The following is a 20,765-nucleotide window of genomic DNA, read 5'->3' as shown; positions in this document are numbered from 1 at the left end:
AAACAAATCAAAAACTGCAAAAGCCGACCGTTAATGTGAATAACATGAACCAAACCAAAAAAGACAAAACCGACATTACCATCCACTATTCCACATTAACAACCGCAAAACAGAACCTGCATATATATCCTCAAATCCAAACACCTCTAAAACCGCAAATGCCAGCCGTTAATGTCAAAACCAGCCAATTAAAACCAACACCAACAAAGACAATACCGCAAACCCCAACCGTTAATGTCACTAAACTGTTACTAAAAATATGCAAAAATGACAAAAACAGACAATTACATTAACAACCGCATACATAACCGCAAAACCCAACCGTCAATGTTACTAAAAGCATGTAAAGAGACACAAGCAGATGAATGCCGCAATCAATACCGATTGCCTTTAAAAAAGGATTCCCACACTTCCCAATCCGGCAACTGCACTTTAAAAAATAGAAAAGGACAGAGTGACGTTGCTTAAGCGTGCACTCATTTATAAATCACTGATTCTATCTTAAGTTCAGGATTGATTTCGGATATCTTTTCGGAGATATAGTCAATGAGCTTCGCCATGTTTTCGGCAGGTGTGGAAAAGAGATAGATGATTTCCTCTTTAACTTCCAGATCTTCAATTAAAATTCCTTCAATCGGACGGAATAGCGGCTTGTAGCCCTTGCAATATCCGTATTCGGTTATCACGTTTTTCCACTGGTCTATCTGTTTGTAGGTTCCTTTCGGTATTGTCTTGAGATTTTCCAGGCTGATTTTTATGGCTCCGACAGATTCTATTGTGGTGTAGAACTTTCCGGTATCCATGTTCCTTATTGAATAATCGGTTCCGAGCTCATTGAGCTCCTTGACCATTTCCTTTAATTTTGCATCGATTATTGCATCGCTTTCACCTGTGATATTAAAGAAGGTGAGGTCTTCGACAATGTCGTCAATGCTTATCGGCTCCACATCGAAAATGAGATGTGATGATGACTGGGAGGCGAAATCGGAATATTTGAATATCACCCTGTTTACATCATCTATCCTGTCCTTATCCATAGTTACCACTGAAAGTTTTCTCATTACCGTCATGAATATATTATATCTAGTTTCATAAAAATAAGGTTTTTGCTTGAAGCCGGATTTATGCAATCGGCATCACTGACAACATATTGCCCGATTGTCTAAATAATGGGGTCCAAATTGCAAAAACAATTGAAAATCATATTTAATGGATAACATTAATATGGATGTTGTTCAAATAACATATCAGTTTAAGATAATTTTTTACTGGAGGAATCAAGTTTGCTAAAAAAAACAACAATACTGCTTGCAATATTTCTTGTAGGCCTGCTTGCAATCACAGCCTCAAGCGCTGCTGACAACACCACAGATGCCAGCATGGCACAGGATACAACCGAAATTGAAATGATGAACTACGAACCCGCCGATGAAATCCTCGCCGCAGAGGATACTCCCATGCTCAAGGCAAAGGAAATCAACGTGACCGGAAACAGCTTCAAAGACATCCAAAATGCGATTTTGCGTGCAGACGACGGAGGCACCGTCTACCTTGATGGAATCACATATTTTGGAGATGGAAATGAAATCATTGTGATTAAATCCATTAACCTTATCGGCAAAACAGGCACCGTCCTGGACGCCCAGAAAAAATCAAGGATATTATACATACAACATGACGATGTGGTTTTAAAAGACATCACGTTCATAAACGGCAACACCAACGACTTCGGAGGAGCAATCTTCTGGGACAGCAGCAATGCCCACATCTTAAACTGCAGCTTTGAAAACAACACAGCAACACTCGGAGGAGCAAACAACTTCGATAAAGCACTAACTAACTCAACAATAAACGGAAACTACAACCACAACACCGCAGACCAGGGAGGAGCAAACACCTTCTACGGCACACTAACAAACACAACAATAACCGGAAACTACAACCACAACACCGCAGAATACGGAGGAGGAGCAAACCACTTCGAGAAAGCACTAACCAACACAACAATAACTGCAACATTCATCAACAACAGAGGATCCAACACAGTTTACATACAAGAATCTGATCAAAGCAACATAATCAAAGACTCCATATTCATAAACAACACCGGCAACAATATACGAGTCAAAAACGGAAACATCCAGGTCACAAACTGCTGGTTTGGAAACACCGCATCAAACTACAACACAGACATGACCAACTCACAAGGAATCACAACAGACAACTGGTACTTCCTCGACATCACCCTAAACGACACCAATGCAACAGTAAGCTAAACAACCTCTACAAAAACGGAAATGTAATCAAAGACGATAACTGCAAACTGCCGGACATAAACATGACACTCACCGCAACAAACATGAAAGTACCCGACACACAAACCATGAAAAACGGAAACCTAAACATCCCAATCACACCTACAGGAAGTGGAATAAGCCTGAAAGCAAGCTATGAAACAGCATCATACACAAAAAGCATAGGCGACTTCGAACTCCTGCAAAACATAATCAGCAAAGCCCAGGAAAACACCACCATAAACCTAAACCGCAGCTACACATACACCCAAGGCCTTGACACAATAACCGAAGGAATAATCATCGACAAACCACTGACAATAAACGGAAACGGATTTACAATCAATGCACAGCAATCCACAAGAATATTTAAGATCACCTCAGACAACGTGACAATCAAAAACCTCACTCTCATAAACGGCAAAACCCAAGGCAAGGGAGGAGCAATCTACTGGGCGAGCAACAATGCCCACATCTTAAACTGCAGCTTTGAAAACAACATCGCAACATACAACGGAGGAGCAAACTACTTCGATAAAGCACTAGCTAACTCAACAATAAACGGAAACTATAACCACAACAAAGCACACGATAATGGAGGAGCAAACTACTTCTGGAGCACACTAACAAACACAACAATAAACGGAACATACAACAACAACACCGCAACATACGGAGGAGCAAACCACTTCCAAAACACACTAACAAACACAACAATAAATGGAACATACAACAACAACGACGCACTTAACGGAGGAGCAAACCACTTCGAGAAAGCACTAGCTAACTCAACAATAAACGGAAACTACAACAACAACACCGCACAAAGAGGAGGAGCAAACAACTTCAACGAAAAACTAACCAACACAACAATAACCGGAAACTACAACCACAACAAAGCAGATATAGGAGGAGCAAACACCTTCCGCAACACACTAACCAACACAACAATAACAGGAATTTACATCAACAACAGAGGATCCAACACAGTTTACATAGTAGAATCTAATCAAAACAGCTTAATCAAGGACTCCATCTTCATAAACAACACAGGCAACATATATGTCGGAAACGGAAACATTCAGGTCACAAACTGCTGGTTTGGAAACACCGCATCAAACTACGACACCGACATAACCAACTCATGGAGAATCACAGCAGACAACTGGTACTTCCTCGACATCACCCTAAACGACACCGATGCAACAGTAAGCCTAAACAACCTCTACAAAAACAAGCAAACAAGCAAAGACGACAACTGCAAACTGCCGGACATAAACATGACACTCACCGGAAAAAACATAAAAGTACCTGACACACAAACCATGAAAAACGGAAATCTAAACATCCCAATCACACCTGAAGATGAAAAAATAAGCCTGAAAGCAAGCTATGAAACAGCATCATATACAAAAGGCACAGGAGACTTCGACATCCTGCAAAGCATAATCAACAACGCCCAGAAAAACAGCACAATTAACCTGAACCGCAGCCACACATACACCCAAGGCTTCGACACAATAACCGAAGGAATCATCATCGACAAACCGCTTACAATAAACGGAAACGGACACACAATCAACGCAAACCAATCCACAAGAATATTTAAGATCACCTCAGACAACACAACAATCAAAAACCTCATCTTAGCAAACGGCAACACCACAGGCAACGGAGGAGCAATCTACTGGGAAAGCAGCAACGCCTACATCTTAAACTGCAGCTTTGAAAACAACACCGCAACAATAGAAGGAGGAGCAAACCACTTCTACAACACACTAACAAACTCAACAATAACCGGAACATACAACAACAACACCGCAACCAGAGGAGGAGCAAACCACTTCGTATATGCACTAACCAACACAACAATAACTGGAACATACAACCACAACACCGCAACACTAGAAGGAGGAGCAAACCACTTCACAAATACACTAACAAACTCAACAATAACCGGAACATACAACCACAACACCGCAACAATAGAAGGAGGAGCAAACGCCTTCTACGGCACACTAACAAACACAACAATAAATGGAACATACAACAACAACTACGCACTTAACGGAGGAGCAAACCACTTCATACAGACCTTAAACACAACAATAACAGGAACATACAACAACAACACCGCAAGTATTGGAGGAGCAAACCACTTCTACGGCACACTAACCAACACAACAATCAACGGAAACTACACAAGCAACAAAGCACGATACGGAGGAGCAAACACCTTCCGCAACACACTAACCAACACAACAATAACAGGAATTTACATCAACAACAGAGGACCCAACACAGTTTACATAGAAAAATCTGATCAAAGCAACATAATCAAGGACTCCATCTTCATGAACAACGCCTACAACATAGAAATCGAAAATGGAAACATTCAAGTCACAGACTGCTGGTTTGGAAACAACGCATCAAACTACAACACAGACATGACCAACTCACAAGGAATCACAACAGACAACTGGTACTTCCTCGACATCACCCTAAACGACACCGATGCAACAGTAAGCCTAAACAACCTCTACAAAAACGGAAATGTAATCAAAGACGACAACTGCAAACTGCCGGACATAAACATGACACTCACCGCAACAAACATAAAAGTACCCGACACACAAACCATGAAAAACGGAAATCTAAACATACCAATCACACCTACAGGAAGCGGAATAACCCTGAAAGCAATATATGAAACAGCATCATACACAAAAAGCGTAGGCGACTTCGAACTCCTGCAAAGCATAATCAGCAGCACCCAGGAAAACACCACCGTAAAGTTGAACCGCAGCTACACATACACCCAAGGCCTTGACACAATAACCGAAGGAATCCTCATCGACAAAGCTCTGACAATAAACGGAAACGGACACACAATCAACGCAAACCAATCCACAAGAATATTTAAGATCACTTCCGACAACGTGACAATCAAAAACATCATCTTAGCAAACGGTAAAGCCTAATACTATGGAGGAGCAATCTACTGGGATAGCAACAATGCCCACATCTTAAACTGCAGCTTTGAAAACAACACCGCAACATACGGAGGAGCAAACCACTTCAACAAAGCACTAACAAACACAACAATAACAGGAACATACAACAACAACACCGCAACACTAGAAGGAGGAGCAAACCACTTCCAAAACACACTAACAAACACAACAATCAACGGAAACTACACAGGCAACACCGCAGGTACCGGAGGAGCAAACAACTTCCAAAACACACTAACAAACACAACAATAACCGGAAACTACACAGGCAACACCGCAGGTACCGGAGGAGCAAACCGATTCGCAAATACATTAACCAACACAACAATAACTGGAAACTACACAGGCAACACCGCAGGTACCGGAGGAGCAAACTACTTCTTCGAAAAACTAACAAACACAACAATAACCGGAAACTACAACAACAACACCGCAACACTAAATGGAGGAGCAAACCGATTCAAAGATACATTAACCAACACAACAATAACAGGAATATACATCAACAACAGAGGACCGAGCACAGTTTACATAGCAGGATCTGATCAAAGCAACATAATCAGGGACTCCATCTTCATAAACAACACCGGCAACAACATAGAAGTCGGACAAGGAAACATCCAAGTCAAAGACTGCTGGTTTGCAAACAACGCAACAGACTACAACATGACACCAAATGCAGTAAACGTCAAACTCGACAATTGGCTCTTCCTGAACGCCACAGCAAACCCTAACGGAATTTCACTCCTGCAAACAGCAGACATTACATTCAGCCTGTATTCATATGTTCCTGACTCAGGAGTATCCGAGTACAACTCAAGCAGAATGCTTCCATTCGAATTGAACTTGACCTCAAACGGTAAAATCGACAAAAACACAACCCCATTAGACAGTGCCGTGAAATATACTCCAAAAGGCTCTGGAAAAGGCAGCGTGACCGCCACATTCATAACTGCAATAGAAAGCATTGAATTTGAAATCACTAAAATCGACCCTGAACTCAAAGCCAGCGCAGGTGAAATCACATACGGCGAGAATGCAACAATCACACTCAGCTACAACAGCACAGCCACCGGAAACATAAACATTACCTTAAACGGCAAAAAACACGCAAGATCATTTGAAAGCCTTGCCCTCAACACCAAAGTCACACTTCCGGCCGACATACTTCCGGACGAATATGACGTTACAGTAACATATTCAGGCGATGGGAACTTCCTAAACGCAACCGCAAAGACAACACTGACAGTCAACAGACTGGATTCAAACATCCAAGTCCATGCTTATGACATCAATGTCACTGAAGCTTCAGGAGTGATGTTTAAAGTTGCACTACCTGAAAACGCAACAGGAACACTGACATTAAGCAACGGCGACATCATAAACGTGACCAAGGAAGGAGTAAAAGAGAACGGCAAACTGATCATCAACATCAAAAACGATGAATATGCTGTCGGAAAATACAACTGGACATTCAACTATCTTGGAGACGACATATACCTCAACTCCACAGCAGATGCAACCTCAAACATACTCATAATCAAAACAGAAATCATCCCAGCCAACAGAACAGTTGAACTTACCTATAATGACACATCCAAAGTCAACTTTACGGCAATCCCTGAGGGCATCTCACCAATCGCATTCAAAAGCAGCAATTCAAGCATCGTAAGTGTCGATTCACAGGGCAATATTGTCGCAGCAGGAGCCGGCAGCGCAAAAATCACAATCGAGTTTGAAGGAAATGCAACACATGCAGAATCAAACGCCACAGTGACAGTCACCGTCAAAAAGGCAGAATCAACACTTGACATCACTAACGTGATTCTTGATTACGGCAATACCGCAAACATAACCGCAAAAACAGAAGGAGCAGACGGAATAACAGCAAAAATCAACAGCCAAACCCTAAACGTCAACAACTACACAATACAGATTCCAATTTTAGATGCCGGAAACTACACACTAACAGTAACCACAATACCAGATGCAAACCACAACCCAACAACAAAAACAGCAAACATTACAGTCAACAAAATCGACTCCGCACTGACCATTGATAATGTCGTTATTGATTACGGAAAATCCGCAAACATAACCTCAAAAACAGAAGGAGCAGACGGAATCACAGCAAAAATCAACGACGAAAACCTAACAGTCAACAACTACACAATACAGATTCCACTCTTAGATGCAGGAAACTACACACTAACAGTAACCACAATACCAGATGCAAATCACAACCCAACAACAAAAACAGCAAACATTACTGTCAACAAAATCGACTCCACACTGACAGTCAACGACACCATAGTCGATTATGGAAACACAGCAACCGTTAATGTAACATCCGAAGGCGCAGACAAAATCACAGCACAACTAAACGACAAAGAACTAACCATAGAAGGAAACACCATCCAGATTCCAATCTTAGACGCCGGAAACTACACACTAACAGTAACCACAATACCGGACAAAAACCACAACCCAACAACACAAAAAGCAAACATTACTGTCAACAAGATAGACTCCACACTGACAGTCAACGACACCATAGTCGATTATGGAAACACAGCAACCGTTAATGTAACATCCGAAGGCGCAGACAAAATCACAGCACAACTAAACGACAAAGAACTAACCATAGAAGGAAACACCATCCAGATTCCAATCTTAGACGCCGGAAACTACACACTAACAGTAACCACAATACCGGACAAAAACCACAACCCAACAACACAAAAAGCAAACATTACTGTCAACAAGATAGACTCCACACTGACAGTCAACGACACCATAGTCGATTATGGAAACACAGCAACCGTTAATGTAACATCCGAAGGCGCAGACAAAATCACAGCACAACTAAACGACAAAGAACTAAGCGTCAAAGGAAACACCATCCAAATTCCAATCATTGACGCCGGAAACTACACACTGACAGTAACCACAATACCTGATAAAAACCACAATCCGGTAACCGAAAGCGCTGAAGTGATTGTTCTCAAGCAGAACGCAACACAGACTGTTGCAATGCCTGAAAACATGACTGTAGGTGATAATGCAACCGTTAATGTCAATCTGCCTGAAGACGCCCAAGGAAACGTGACACTCACAATAAATGGTGAAAAGATTACAACAATACCTGTAACTGAGGGAAGCGCAAACCTCACAATACCATCACTGGCTGCAGGAAACCACACTGTCGAAATCGCATATTCCGGTGACGGCAACTACAACCCAACCACCGAAATCAAAGAAATCGAGGTTTTAAAGGACAATGCCACAGCAGACATTGAAATTGACGACAACACAGTCACAATCGATCTTCCAAAGGATGCTAGAGGAAACATCACCGTTAAAGTGGACGGCGAAGAAATATCCACCGTACCGGTAGAAAACGGAACAGCAAACGTAGAACTGCCTGAAATGAAAGCTGGAAACCACACTGTCGAAATCACATACTCAGGTGATGACAAGTACAATCCAAGCGCAAAATCCGTCACAATAAGCATAGCCAAGAAAAACACAGAACTGACTGCAGAAGACATAAACGCAACCTATAAAGTTGACAAATACCTTGAAATCACACTAAAAGACGCAAATGCAGTCCCATTGGCAAATGCCACAGTAACAGTAACACTAGACACAACCAAAAACTACACCACCGATGAAGAGGGCAAAATCACAATAAAAGTCAGCAACATGACTCCAAAGACATACACTGCCGAAATCATCTTCAAAGGAGACAGCGAACACTTTGGATGCAACACCACCACTAAAATCACAGTCAAAAAGGCAACACCAAAAATAACAGCAAAGGCAAAAACATTCAAAACAACTGTCAAAACCAAAAAATACACAATAACACTAAAAGACAACACAGGAAAAGCAATCAAAAACGCAAAAGTCACCCTCAAAGTCAAAGGAAAAACATACAAGGCAACCACCAACTCCAAAGGCAAAGCAACCTTCAAAATCACAAAACTGACCAAAAAGGGAACATACAAAGCCACAATAACATACAAAGGAAACAAATACTACAACAAAACAACACAAAAAGCAAAAATCACAATCAAATCCGCCTGGAAAACCGTATCCAAAGGAAGCAAAGACAAAACAACAGTCAAAAAAATACAAAGAGCACTTAAAAACAACGGCTACTACCTCCACTATAAAGGCTACTACCTAATGATCGACGGAATCTACCACGACTGCACACAACGCTCAGTCAAAGAATTCCAAAAAGCAAACCACCTCAAACAAACAGGAAAAGTAGACGAAAAAACAGCCAAAAAACTAAAAATAATCTAAAAAAATAAGGAGCAATCCTTATTTTACCCTTTCTTTTTTTCAAGGCATTCCATACAACCACCGTTAATGTCAAATAACCTATCATCAACAACTCAATTTTAAAAAAACGAATTATAGGGTAATGAGATATGATATCCCATTACCTATTCAAACAATGTGACAGACATACTCTCAATAAGCAATGCCGTTTGCTTCAAGTTTAGCCTTTAAAGATTCAATTTCAGCATCTTTCCTAGAATTGATAGCCTCAATTTCAGCATCTTTCCTAGAATTGATAGCCTCAATTTCCTTTTCTTTGTCGGCCAACTTTCTTTGCAAACGTTGCCTTTCGAAATCATCCACATATTCAGCTACCATGCGCAGCCTATCATTTTCAGCAGTTCTTTCCAACATATCTAACAACTCATCCATTTTTGGTGTTTGGCCAAAATATTTGGTGACCATTATAGACAATCCGAAGGCGACATGATTTCTAAAAAGACCTTTTAAGGACATGTCCCTTTCAAACAATTGGAGGATCCTTTCAAGGACTTTTTCTGCCTTATTTTTAGGAGAAAACATCGGCAGATATACCATGTCCAAACCATCATCCTCGGTTAGTTTGATTTGATTATCTATTTTTTCTTCAATCTTTTTTAATCTTTTGGTTATTTCCCCCCAAGAGATGTGGACATATACCGGTTTTAGAATATCGGAAGATACTCTACTGTATTGTCTTTTTGAGGATTCAAAACCGTCAGTTATAATGACTACGGTAAGTACGGGCAACCCATAGTATATTTTAGCGTAATCCTTATACTCTGAGAAGATTTCTATTTTTTCTTCGGTTACTTTAGATGATTGAAATTCGACATTGATCAATATTCGTTCATACAATCTGCAATTATCCGGCTCAACCAACATCAGCCAATCCATTTCCCCTTCGCTTCCATCCCTCTTGACGATTCTTGTCGTGAAATTCCTAACGAATTTGCCGGGCAATCGGAAATACTTGTGCAGAATCTCGGGAATCAATTCTGAAAAGTATACATTTGTCACATCGTTCGGGTGGTGAACTTTCCTTTTTCTAGACAAGTCAAACACCTCAAAAAATTATTTTTTTGAGATTTCATGAAATCTAAAATAAAAGTGTACAAGTACAGATTATAATTTATATCCAAAGTATATAAACTTTTAACAACAAAAAAGCAATATTAAGTTGAATAAATAAAAAACAAGGCCAAATCATTATTGTTTTCAACCTGTAATTGTAAATACACATTGCCAATAATGACAAAAAAAGAAGGAAGAAAAATAAGAGGTGCCGGAAAAGCCCGGCACGGATAATATATGGGAGTTTGAATGTCTATTTTCTTCTGGTAATGACTGCAGCTCCGCCGAGAACGGCGCCGACAGCAAGCAATGCTAAAATAGGATTTCCGGTAGCAAGCATTGTGTGAGGTGCTGTTGCATTTCCAGTCACGTTTCCAGTAGCGTTTACATCTTGAGGAGCGGTTACGGTTTCGTTTACTGGTTCACCGGTAGCGTTTTCAGCAGTCTGGTTGTATTGGCTTCCAGCATATCCGCCCATTTCGCCTGCAGCGTATTGGCTTCCGGCATATCCGCCCTGATCCATATCATAGTTGCTTCCAGCATAGCCCCCTTGGTCCATGTCGTAGCTGCTTCCGGCGTATCCAGCCTGATCCATATCATAGTTGCTTCCGGCATAGCCGTCCTGACTTACATCCTCAGCACATACAACTCCTGCTGAGGCAATTACGCAAAATATTGCAAGTAATGTTAACAGTTTTTTTGTAATGTCCATAATAATCACCTTAATGAATTTTAATTGAAGTGTTTCAAGAGAAGGAAGTTCTCTTTGCACAAGTAACTATATGAATAAGGCCATATATAAAGTTTTTCGAATGTAAGTGCTCACTTGCATCTTAAAACAACTAAAAAAGAATTTTAAAATAGAATTATGAAAAAACAATGAAATTAAAAGCAAATTATTAAAATTTAAAGATTTTTAAAAAGATTAATTCTTCCACTTGCCCATGGCAACGACGGACCGCCAGTGCCAAAAAAAGCAATGCAGAGCTAAAAGCACCAGTACATCAAATTGCATATTTCAAGCAGCTTAAAAATATTTAGGCAAGCAAAAATAAGAATATTTTTAAATAATAGCTTAAAAATAATAATAAACATAACACTCTCGTGTTATGCTAAAAAAATTTTTAGTTTAAGTTTATCTAAGGGTTTCCCTTAGATTTACTTACACAATCTCAAACCGCCAACATCGCCCAATCAAAGCCTCAACCATCAGCAAAGATTCATGTAATCACATTTTGACAAAATCAAAAAACATCACAAGAAATACCAATTGCTTTAAATATCAAAAGGATTATAAAGAATATTGGCTTTAAGCTTTTAATAAACGATAGGAGGCGAATTACATGGCTGAAAAAAACATGATTGTTGCACTGATTATCTCCTTCATATTTACAGGTCTCGGTATCGCATATGCCGGCGACGTCAAAAAAGGAGTGATCTTATTTGCAATCGGTGTCGTGCTGAACATCCTGGGAATGTGGGTGAGCCTGATATTTTCATACATCTCAATCATCGTATGGATTGTTGCATTGTACCTTACCTACCAGGAAGTCAAAGCTGTCAACGGAGAATAATTTAACTAAATTATTCTTTTTTATTTTTTATATAGCTGGTTTAAAAGCAAATTTTAGGAAATGACCAAAGCATCAATATACTTAACCAACCATCAAATCATTTTACTGTTTTTCAATTTTAAATCAATTTAATGACATCTAAAATCAAGCATTTTATAGGATAATTTTGGCCGGAAAATGCTGCGGAAAAATCCAATCGAAAATGATATCAAGGATGTTTCTCCCAAAGCAATTTTACAAAGTGGCAACAATTTTGCGAAATGACTGCAATTTTAAAATTAAGGCCATAATCTACATTACGAAGTAAATGTTTACATCAAATCGATTTTCTGGCGAAAACTTTTATATACCTGCGAGTTTAAAGTATTATCCAACCAACCGATTTGAAAAAAAATAGTTTAAAAGAAGGCATACATATGGACATTAAAATCGAAAACGACCATAACATTGACTACGACCCGGAATTCCTATCAAAAATAAAGGAACTGATAAAAGAAGGATTCGACAAGCTCAAATCATTTGTAAAATCAAAAAAAGAATCAAGATACAAATTCTATTACGAACTTGAAGAAAAACTAAACCAAATTTCAAATTTATTGAGGAGCAATGAGTTTTTTAAAAACGAATTTAACTTCCACCTCCTGATAAAAAGCGAAATTCTATACATTGTCAACAAAAACTGAGAAGATGCATCATTTGACCATTGCAATTTTGCATTGGAGTTATTTGACTTTTTTATTGAAATATGGGATGCTAAAAACAGATTATACAACAATTTCTCAGAAAAAGAAATAGACGCCTATAAAAAATCACAAATCATCTTTAAAAATAGATTTCACAAATTTAGAAGAGAGTTCTATCGGAATATCAACGAATACGATGATGATTTCAATGAAAAAGAGAGGTATGAATTTGCAAAAAGTTTAAGGGAGATAGATTAACTATCTCCAGATGGCCTGATTTTGGTCAGGATTACCGCAAACACCAAAACTCCAATGATAATAACCAAATCAACCATTATCTCAAAGCTTTTGGCGGTTGAAAACAGCTGAACAATACCGATTGCCCATATCACAATCAGAACAATAGGCAGGAGATACTTTATCACGAATGACCATGTTTTTCCGACCTTGAATGTTGAATGCTCGTTGAGGGCAGGAAGGAAGTGTTCAACTCCATAAAACCATGCGAATATTATGCACTGCACGCCAATCAGAAGCAATATTCCGAACTCGTTTACAAAGGAATCGATGATTCCGACAAGATAGCTGCTGATTCCGGTTGTCAGAAGAAGTGAGAATGCACATCCGATTATGCACAATACTGTTGCGGTCTTCTTACGGGACCATCCGAGCTTTGCGGATGTTGAGCTCAGCATAGGCTCCAGGAATCCTAAAGCTGAAGTGACTCCAGCAAACAAGATTGCCAGGAAAAGCATCGGAGCCAATATGCGGCCGATAGGACCCATGATGTTGAAAATCATCGGGAACACGATGAACACAAGCCCTGTGCCTTCAGTGACCAGCTGAACCATAGGTGTTCCGGCGGTGACTGACATGTATCCTAGAATTGAAAAGACTCCGAATGCTGTGCATATTTCAAATCCGGAGTTTGATGCAACAACAATGAGAACGTTGTCAATCAGCTTGGAGTTTTCAGGAAGGTAGCTTGCATATGTAAGCGCAATGGCCTGGCCCATACTCAATGAGAAGATGATTTGGGCGAATGCCGCAAGCCATATGTTGACGTTTAAAAGCATGCTCCAGTCGGGAGTGAGCAGGGTGTCGATTCCAAGGCCCGCACCAGGCAGTGTCAGCGCATAGACGATTATGATTGCCATTATCACAAAGAGCGCCGGGATGAGAATCTTTGAAACCTTACCGATTCCCTTGTCGACGTCCCTGTGTGAGATGAACCACAGGACAATCCATAACACCAGCACGCCGACGGTTGTTGGAATGAGAAGGAAGCTTGCATTTGACAGATTGGAGCTTCCGCCCACAGTGCTTACGAAGTACTGTGCAGTGTCTGTTCCCCAGTTGAAGGTGAAGCTGCTTAAAAGGTAAACCAGATCCCAGCTTAGAATCACCATGTAATAGATAGTTACTATAAACACGAAAAGGACCAGTATCCAAGCGATTATTTCAAACTGCGGTTTTATCTTCTGCATTATCTTTGAAAAGGAATCCTTGAAGCTGAATCCCACACCATATTCCAATATTAAAAATGGAACTCCCATGATAGCTATTGCTACAAAATAAGGAATGAAAAATGATCCTCCACCATTAGAATACAGTACATAGCTGAAACGCCAGATATTACCTAGTCCAACAGCAGCCCCAATCATAGCAAAAATGAATGCCAGTGACGAATCCCATTGTGCTTGTTGAGTCATGATAAGATTTTTATTGTAAGATGTAAATAAAGTTTACATGATGAATGCCTTTGACAAATTTTTGATGGGAGATACCGGAAGCATCAACTGGTGCTTTGAAAACAGACATTTCATAGAAAGACTGGATGAAAATGGAATTTCAAGAGATTATGTTGTCGATTGCCTTTTAAACGAAGAGCCGATTAGCTACGAGCATGTTGAAGGCGACAAATATGCAGCGGTGTTCAAGGCCCCTCCATCAAAGGACTACAAGGAGATAAGGGTGCTGATGGCATGTTCATCAAGTTCCATTGACCTTGTAACCGTCATGAGAAACAATGAAACAACAACCAATCGCCAGAACAGGCAATATCAGTCAGACAAAAAGAAAAAGTTGGAAAAAAAGCGCCTGAAAGCAATGTCAAAAAGAAAATGGTAAAGGTTTAGTGGATAAACCTTTAATGATGTGCATTCCATCCGCCATAAAGGAACTGCTCAACGATTTTGTATGTTGTGTCCCCTATGCAATATTTTATGCCGTTGTTGGTCATGAATTTTGCAGGGTTGTTGATTCCCTTAAAGCTTTTCGGTGAGAAATTGTCATCCCATGCACGTTTCAGATAGCCGAATTTTGTAATGTCATTACGGAATTTGCTCATCTTTGCTGATACCCAGTCATCGGTATACCATGCAGGCGTAATGACTGCTTTGTTCTTTTTCAATAATCCACCGTAATATCCGTAGGTCATTTCCTTTATTGTGGCCGCACACAATCCATTATAGAACGGCATGTAAACCGCATTTTTCACTTTCTTGTAGTTGATTGAATGCTGGCCCGGACCTATTCCCTTTACGATGACTTTCCATCCGGCCTTGCGGAGTTTATTAGCTACATCCTTGAGGAATGCCTTGGTGAACCCTCCGTCGGCATCGATTAGAACAGTCCTGTATTTTGTGCCGTACGGATTTTTGATGTTCTTTATGGTCAGCTTGGAGCTTCCCTTTGAAGACTTGATGTTCTCCTCTCCGCCGTAGCTGTACTTGATGGTGTATTTTCCCTTGGACATGTAGATTGTCAGGGCGGCCACACCTTTGGAATCTGTCTTTTTGACGTAATTCTTCTTGTTGACTGTGAATGTCACCTTACGTCCGGAAATAGGAATCCCGTCAGCGGTCAAAGTGACCTTGAATGTCTTTTTGATTCCCGCATAGGCATTCATGTTGGATGCTTTCAAGTTTGAAACCGGTTTTGAGAGAATCAGAATCTTCTTGGAGCCTGAAATCGGCTTGAAGTCAGTGTCATTGAAATTGAACTTGATAGTGTAATAACCTTTGGTGAGGTTCAGTGCGAACTTTGCCACACCACCGTTGTCGGTAATGACCTCAGAAACATTGTCCTGAACTGTAAAGTAAACGCTTTTGTTTGATATGCCGCTTCCGTTCTTGTACTGCAGCTTGACGTCGAATGAATCGCCGACAACATAATTCTGTTTGGAAACCTTAGCGAATGAAGCGTCCTGGACTCCGGTTGTGTTTGCACTGAGAATATCAGAGTCAGATGCGCTTGCAGTAAGGTTTGCATCAGCATCATCTGCTGCACTTACGCCCGCTATAATGAAGAGCACCACAAGTGCAAATGAAACTGCCAATGCACATTTTTTCATCGAAATATTTTCACCCCATTTTTTTGAATGTACATTATTCTATATCAAAAACACTATATAAATGTTTTTAAAACCTAAATCGGCTTAAATCAAACCAAATTAATAAAAAAAGATTAAAAAAGATGTAAAATTAAATTAAAAATACCAATTAAAATAAAATCAGCTATAATAAGCTTAAATAAGTCAGATTGAAATTAAGAATAAGGGAGTATAATCAAATATTGAACTTTGGAAATTTAGGGTTTTAAAAATAAAAAGAGAAATTTAAAAGATATGCCATGACATATCAGTTAAATTCAAGTTGATTTGATGTATTTTACACACATGCATTCAGATTCGGCCTGTTTTAATTGATTTCATGAATTTTTTAAAGGTTCTTGAAATTGATCATGTTGAACAGTGAATATCTGAACACTATAACACCGCTTGCTCCACCGAAAGCCGCATTGTCTGCATCGTTAATCAGGTTTGATGCAGGCAGCTTCTTGACGTAGCTGTCGGAATAATAGCCCTGAAGCCCTGTGAGGACTATGGCTCCATTTGACTGCTTGACAAACTGCTGGGTGACTGACTTGATCCATGCGGAATTCTGATTGTAGTTTCCTTTATAGACCATCGGAATAATCATGTCAAGATACTTGGTCATTTGCGGAATGTCCTGGCCGTAATAGTATTTCATTGCACTTGGCTCGGCCATCACTGCAGCGGACACAATCAGTGAGGAGTTCAACTTATGCAGCTCGTTGCACGCTTTTTTAGTGAAGTATGTGATTGCATCAGCACCGTTTGCATGCTTGTATGCTGTTCCGGGGAACCTTATGTAGTCGAAGTGTATTCCAGCAACCCCTTTGACTGAAGCGTATTCCTTTGCGTCATCGATTATGGAATTGAAAAGGCTATACTTGTATTTTCCACTGCTTGTCACCGGTGAAATCCAGCTTCCATCGTTGAATGCCATCATCCAGATGTGGACGTTGATTCCCAGGGATTTCGCTTTACAGGCAAATGCTGAAACTCCGCTTTTTCCATATAATGTGAAAGCATATTCGTTGAGGAAAATCTGATTCACACCTTTCTTGGCCATGGTCTTGAGGTTGACTGACTTCATGTCAGAGCCGAATAGCCAGAACCCGTTGTACTTGAGGTTGTTTGACTTCACCTTGATTGTGTATGAATTGGATGAGGCCTTGTATACCTTGGTGTTGTATGAGCTTACTGAGACCTTATATGAGCCCATGTTCTTCTTGATGTTGAAGGTGACAAGCCCTTTGCTGTCTGTCTTTTTGGTGTAGGTCTTTGAGCCGAACTTCATCACGATTGTCTTGGATGCAAGCGCATTGCCACGAGCGTCCTTGTACTTGAATATCAAAGGAGCTGAGGTCTGATGCCTGTATGTGAGGGAATTCATCCTGACAATCTTTGTAGGCATTCCCTTTTTCACGGTTATCTTGGATGAGCCGCTTGCTGATTTGGCGTTTTTCACACCCTTGAATGTGTATTTGATTGTGTATGTCCCTTTGGCAAGGTCTATGTTAAGGGTTGCCTTTCCCTTAGAGTTGGTCTTTACGGTGTATGTCTTGCCCTTGATTTTAAAGACCACTTTCTTGTTTGGCATTTTGATTCCTCCGGTTGTGAGGCTGACCGTATAAGGATTTGCGACCCCTACATATGCAACATAGCTGGAGCCTGAAATCTTTGATTTCGTATTGCCGACGATTGTGACGGTTTTTGAACCCTTTACAGGAGCGTATCCTTCATGGGTGAAGGAATATGAAAGGGTGTATGTTCCCTTTGCATACAGCTTGAAATAAGCGTAACCGTTGGTGTCGGTTTTCACTTTTGAAACCTTGTTTTTGAAGTTGACCTCAATTTCCTTGCCAGATATTCCTTTTCCGTCTGCATCCAGAAGACGGATGGAGAATTTGGAGTCCTTGATGAAGACGCTCTCGGAGGAGGTCTTGACTGAAGTCTGTATGATTTTGTCTGAATCGTTGTCCTGTGAATCATCGCTTATATTAGCGTTTTCACTTTCGCTGCCGTCTGACTGATTGTCATCAGCGACAACTTCGTTTTCGATTGCATCAACGCTGAGAGCTACAGAATCATCTGAAGCCAGCGTGTCTGTCGTTTCATTGATGTCGCCTGCACTTACGCTGGCCATGCATAAAAATATGGACAGGAAAATGCATGCGACGAATATTTTCTTGAAATTGATATTAATCACCTTTAGTTAAATTGAATTGTAATTTTCCAACGCCGTTGCTGATTTGCATCTGCGGACATTGAGGTTTCAGGGAACCTAAAAGAGAGCTTCCGTCATTAGGCTCTGAGAAGTATGGGATGCAGTTGTTCAGGTGAACAGGATAGAGTGTGCAGTTGCATGCATCGCCGTACAAATCGTACAAAACGAAATATGTATCCTGTGTGGTTTCAATGCCTGAATCGGATACGAAGTCTCCCAGGCTGTAGAATATAGGCTTTCCATTATACATCTCAACGCCCTGAGCCACGTGCGGATTGGATCCCACAACGGTGTCTGCGCCGTATGCTACGAGTTCATGGGCAACCCTCTTCTGGTCGTCATTAGGGGTATCGGAATATTCCTTTCCAAAGTGCATATAGACAATCACAAAGTCGCCTGCCTCTTTAGCTTCTGAAATTTGCTTTTCTGCAGTGCTGCTGTCATATGCGGAATATCCTGGGGCCAATCCGTGTGCATAAGGCACCTCATCATAGCTGTAATTTTCAAAATTGCTTGAATCCATGTAGTTGAATACGGTTATTCTTCTGCCGTTGATTTCCTGAGTCACATTCTGATGGGACTGGTTTTCGTCCTCTCCGACACCAAGATGAGCAATATGGTTCTCGTCAAGCGCTGAGAGAGTGTCCCTCATTCCGCTGATTCCGAAATCGAATATGTTATTGTTTGAAAGTGCAGCAATGGTATTCTCGTTTCCACGGGCAAGGTCAACAAATCTCGGTTCGCATTTTACCGGATTCTGGCTCTTTACGGCCTTGTCTGAATATGTCGCCGCATTGTCGAAGTTGAAAATGAACATGTCTGCGGCTGATGTGACATTGCTTACTCCTTTGAATACTGATTCAGTGCCGTTTACAACACTCGGCACATTGTTTGCAAGCATCACGTCTCCTGCAACCGCTATTGTAACTTCATGAGTGTCAGGAGTGAAGAGCCCTCCAAAGAGAGCCATCCATGCAAATATCAAAACCGCAATCGCAACAATCGGAAGCAGCAGTCTCGGATTCATAAATCATTCCTCAACTTCAACGGCCTCTTCATCTTCGGAGAACAGCTGGTTAAGCATCCAGTCTGCATCGTATTCCATGATGTCGTCATAGCCCTGGCCCATCCCTAAAAACATAATCGGCTTTTTGATTACATAACCGATTGAAAGTGATGCGCCTCCTTTGCTGTCCGCATCGGCCTTGGTGAGGATGACTCCGTCAATGTCGATTGCCTCATTGAATTTCTTGGCCTGTTCGGTTGCGTCGTTACCTGTAAGGGCGTCTCCGACGAAGATTACCAGATCGGGTTTGGATACCCTTTTGATCTTTTTCATTTCATCCATAAGGTTTGTGTTGGTCTGCATTCTTCCGGCAGTGTCAATCAGGACCAGCTCCTTGCCCTGTGCCTTTGCATGCTCCACGGCATCGAATGCCACCGCCGCAGGGTCTGAGCCTTTCTGGTGCTTGATGATTTTAACACCGACATTATCAGCGTGATATGTCACCTGTTCAATAGCTCCAGCCCTGAATGTGTCTGATGCGGCAATTACAGGAGTGTATCCTTTTTTTAGATAATAATTGGCCAGTTTACCGATTGTTGTGGTTTTTCCTGTACCGTTGATACCTACAAACATGACGACAAGTGGTTCTCCCTGTGCCTTTTTCTCTTCAATCATCTCGGTCATTGATTTTCCTGGAATGTCGATGATTTCAGCCACGGCATCCCTTAATGCAATGAAAGTGTACTCGGTAATGTCGTTGCTTCTTTTAATTTTCTTTCCAACCAAATTGTTCTTTACGCTGTCTACAACTTCTGAAGCCACTTCCATAGCTACATCGCCCTGGAGAAGTTCCATTTCCAGTTCAAAGAGAATATCATCAACATGCTTTTCCTGAATGGTTTTTTCACGGACAAATGAGAACAGCCCTCCGCTTGCTTCACCGTCGGCAGAAACGTCTTCCTTATCCTTTTTGCTTCTGCTCCAGAAGTGGGATTTTTCCTCTTTTTCCTCTTCGGCTTCTTCTTTATCATCATCTTCATCTTCATCAGACTCGTCATCAGAACGGAACCTTGACAAAAAGCCAGACTTCTTCTCTTCAGACTCATCCTCCTCAGAAACTTCCTCTTCTTCAAAAGCTTCATCTTCACTAGCTTCCTCAGTTTCATCTTCCTCAGACTTGTCATCAGAACG

General features: G+C 40.8%; 17 protein-coding genes. 9 read left to right on the top strand and 8 right to left on the bottom strand.

Translation table 11 applies throughout. The annotated features are described in order from the left end of the window. Positions 1 to 44: 44 nt before the first annotated feature. Together Q0W26_RS00085 and Q0W26_RS00080 are read left to right on the top strand one after the other, a co-directional pair. Positions 45 to 293 carry a hypothetical protein gene (locus tag Q0W26_RS00085; protein ID WP_298521284.1) on the top strand — a complete coding sequence of 83 codons (249 nt, stop codon included), beginning with the start codon at positions 45 to 47 and terminating at the stop codon, positions 291 to 293. Next, positions 268 to 468, top strand: a complete 201-nt coding sequence (locus Q0W26_RS00080; RefSeq protein ID WP_298521283.1) for a hypothetical protein — start codon at positions 268 to 270, stop codon at positions 466 to 468. Before Q0W26_RS00085 ends, Q0W26_RS00080 begins: the two co-directional genes overlap by 26 nt. A gap of 8 nt (positions 469 to 476) precedes the next feature. On the opposite strand, the gene Q0W26_RS00075 is transcribed toward Q0W26_RS00080, so the two are convergent. Beyond that, positions 477 to 1,037 carry a hypothetical protein gene (locus tag Q0W26_RS00075; RefSeq protein ID WP_298521282.1) on the bottom strand — a complete coding sequence of 187 codons (561 nt, stop codon included), beginning with the start codon at positions 1,035 to 1,037 and terminating at the stop codon, positions 477 to 479. A 246-nt stretch (positions 1,038 to 1,283) separates the two neighbouring features. Here Q0W26_RS00075 and Q0W26_RS00070 point away from each other — a divergent pair, with 246 nt between their 5' ends. From Q0W26_RS00070 to Q0W26_RS00060, 3 genes are all read left to right on the top strand, one after another. Continuing rightward, positions 1,284 to 2,276, top strand: a complete 993-nt coding sequence (locus tag Q0W26_RS00070) for a hypothetical protein (protein ID WP_298521281.1) — start codon at positions 1,284 to 1,286, stop codon at positions 2,274 to 2,276. An 83-nt stretch (positions 2,277 to 2,359) separates the two neighbouring features. After that, positions 2,360 to 5,275: a hypothetical protein gene (locus Q0W26_RS00065; protein WP_298521280.1), complete on the top strand. Its 2,916-nt coding sequence runs from the start codon at positions 2,360 to 2,362 to the stop codon at positions 5,273 to 5,275. A gap of 699 nt (positions 5,276 to 5,974) precedes the next feature. Next, positions 5,975 to 9,622, top strand: coding sequence for an Ig-like domain repeat protein (locus Q0W26_RS00060; protein WP_298521279.1), 3,648 nt, complete (start codon positions 5,975 to 5,977; stop codon positions 9,620 to 9,622). A gap of 171 nt (positions 9,623 to 9,793) precedes the next feature. Here the strand turns inward: Q0W26_RS00060 and Q0W26_RS00055 are convergent, their stop codons facing one another. After that, positions 9,794 to 10,696 carry a hypothetical protein gene (locus Q0W26_RS00055; RefSeq protein WP_298521278.1) on the bottom strand — a complete coding sequence of 301 codons (903 nt, stop codon included), beginning with the start codon at positions 10,694 to 10,696 and terminating at the stop codon, positions 9,794 to 9,796. Positions 10,697 to 10,967: 271 nt separating this feature from the next. Continuing rightward, complete coding sequence (locus Q0W26_RS00050; protein WP_298521277.1) at positions 10,968 to 11,426, bottom strand: hypothetical protein; 459 nt, start codon at positions 11,424 to 11,426, stop codon at positions 10,968 to 10,970. 631 nt (positions 11,427 to 12,057) lie between these two features. On the opposite strand from Q0W26_RS00050, the gene Q0W26_RS00045 reads away from it, so the two are divergent. The 3 genes from Q0W26_RS00045 (at position 12,058) to Q0W26_RS00035 (ending at position 13,229) form a co-directional block, all read left to right on the top strand. Further along, positions 12,058 to 12,288 (top strand): hypothetical protein, encoded by a 231-nt coding sequence (locus tag Q0W26_RS00045; protein ID WP_298521276.1) that lies wholly within the window; start codon positions 12,058 to 12,060, stop codon positions 12,286 to 12,288. A 416-nt stretch (positions 12,289 to 12,704) separates the two neighbouring features. After that, entirely contained in the window at positions 12,705 to 12,971 is a 267-nt protein-coding gene (locus Q0W26_RS00040; RefSeq protein ID WP_298521275.1) for a hypothetical protein, read from the top strand. Positions 12,972 to 13,004: 33 nt separating this feature from the next. Continuing rightward, on the top strand, positions 13,005 to 13,229 hold the full coding sequence (locus Q0W26_RS00035) for a hypothetical protein (RefSeq protein ID WP_298521274.1): 225 nt from the start codon (positions 13,005 to 13,007) through the stop codon (positions 13,227 to 13,229). Here Q0W26_RS00035 and Q0W26_RS00030 read toward each other — a convergent pair. After that, positions 13,226 to 14,683 (bottom strand): sodium-dependent transporter, encoded by a 1,458-nt coding sequence (locus Q0W26_RS00030; RefSeq protein WP_298521273.1) that lies wholly within the window; start codon positions 14,681 to 14,683, stop codon positions 13,226 to 13,228. The genes Q0W26_RS00035 and Q0W26_RS00030 overlap by 4 nt on opposite strands. A gap of 37 nt (positions 14,684 to 14,720) precedes the next feature. Between Q0W26_RS00030 and Q0W26_RS00025 the strand changes: the two genes are divergently transcribed. Beyond that, the gene (locus Q0W26_RS00025; RefSeq protein WP_298521272.1) at positions 14,721 to 15,101 is read left to right on the top strand and encodes a DUF4258 domain-containing protein; all 381 of its coding nucleotides are present in this window, start codon (positions 14,721 to 14,723) and stop codon (positions 15,099 to 15,101) included. 19 nt (positions 15,102 to 15,120) lie between these two features. Here the strand turns inward: Q0W26_RS00025 and Q0W26_RS00020 are convergent, their stop codons facing one another. The 4 genes from Q0W26_RS00020 to ftsY all read right to left on the bottom strand — a co-directional run. Continuing rightward, entirely contained in the window at positions 15,121 to 16,326 is a 1,206-nt protein-coding gene (locus Q0W26_RS00020) for a hypothetical protein (protein WP_298521271.1), read from the bottom strand. Positions 16,327 to 16,693: 367 nt separating this feature from the next. Beyond that, a complete protein-coding gene (locus Q0W26_RS00015) occupies positions 16,694 to 18,487 on the bottom strand; it encodes a putative glycoside hydrolase (protein WP_298521270.1) in 1,794 nt (597 codons plus the stop codon). Positions 18,488 to 18,542: 55 nt separating this feature from the next. Beyond that, complete coding sequence (locus Q0W26_RS00010) at positions 18,543 to 19,595, bottom strand: CapA family protein (protein ID WP_298521269.1); 1,053 nt, start codon at positions 19,593 to 19,595, stop codon at positions 18,543 to 18,545. A gap of 3 nt (positions 19,596 to 19,598) precedes the next feature. Continuing rightward, positions 19,599 to 20,765, bottom strand: a 1,167-nt coding sequence (gene ftsY / locus Q0W26_RS00005; RefSeq protein ID WP_298521268.1) for a signal recognition particle-docking protein FtsY, incomplete at its 5' end; no start/stop codon positions are given.

This window comes from uncultured Methanobrevibacter sp. (assembly GCF_947169325.1).
Classification (GTDB): Archaea; Methanobacteriota; Methanobacteria; order Methanobacteriales; family Methanobacteriaceae; genus Methanocatella.
This window is presented reverse-complemented; position numbering and strand designations above follow the sequence as displayed.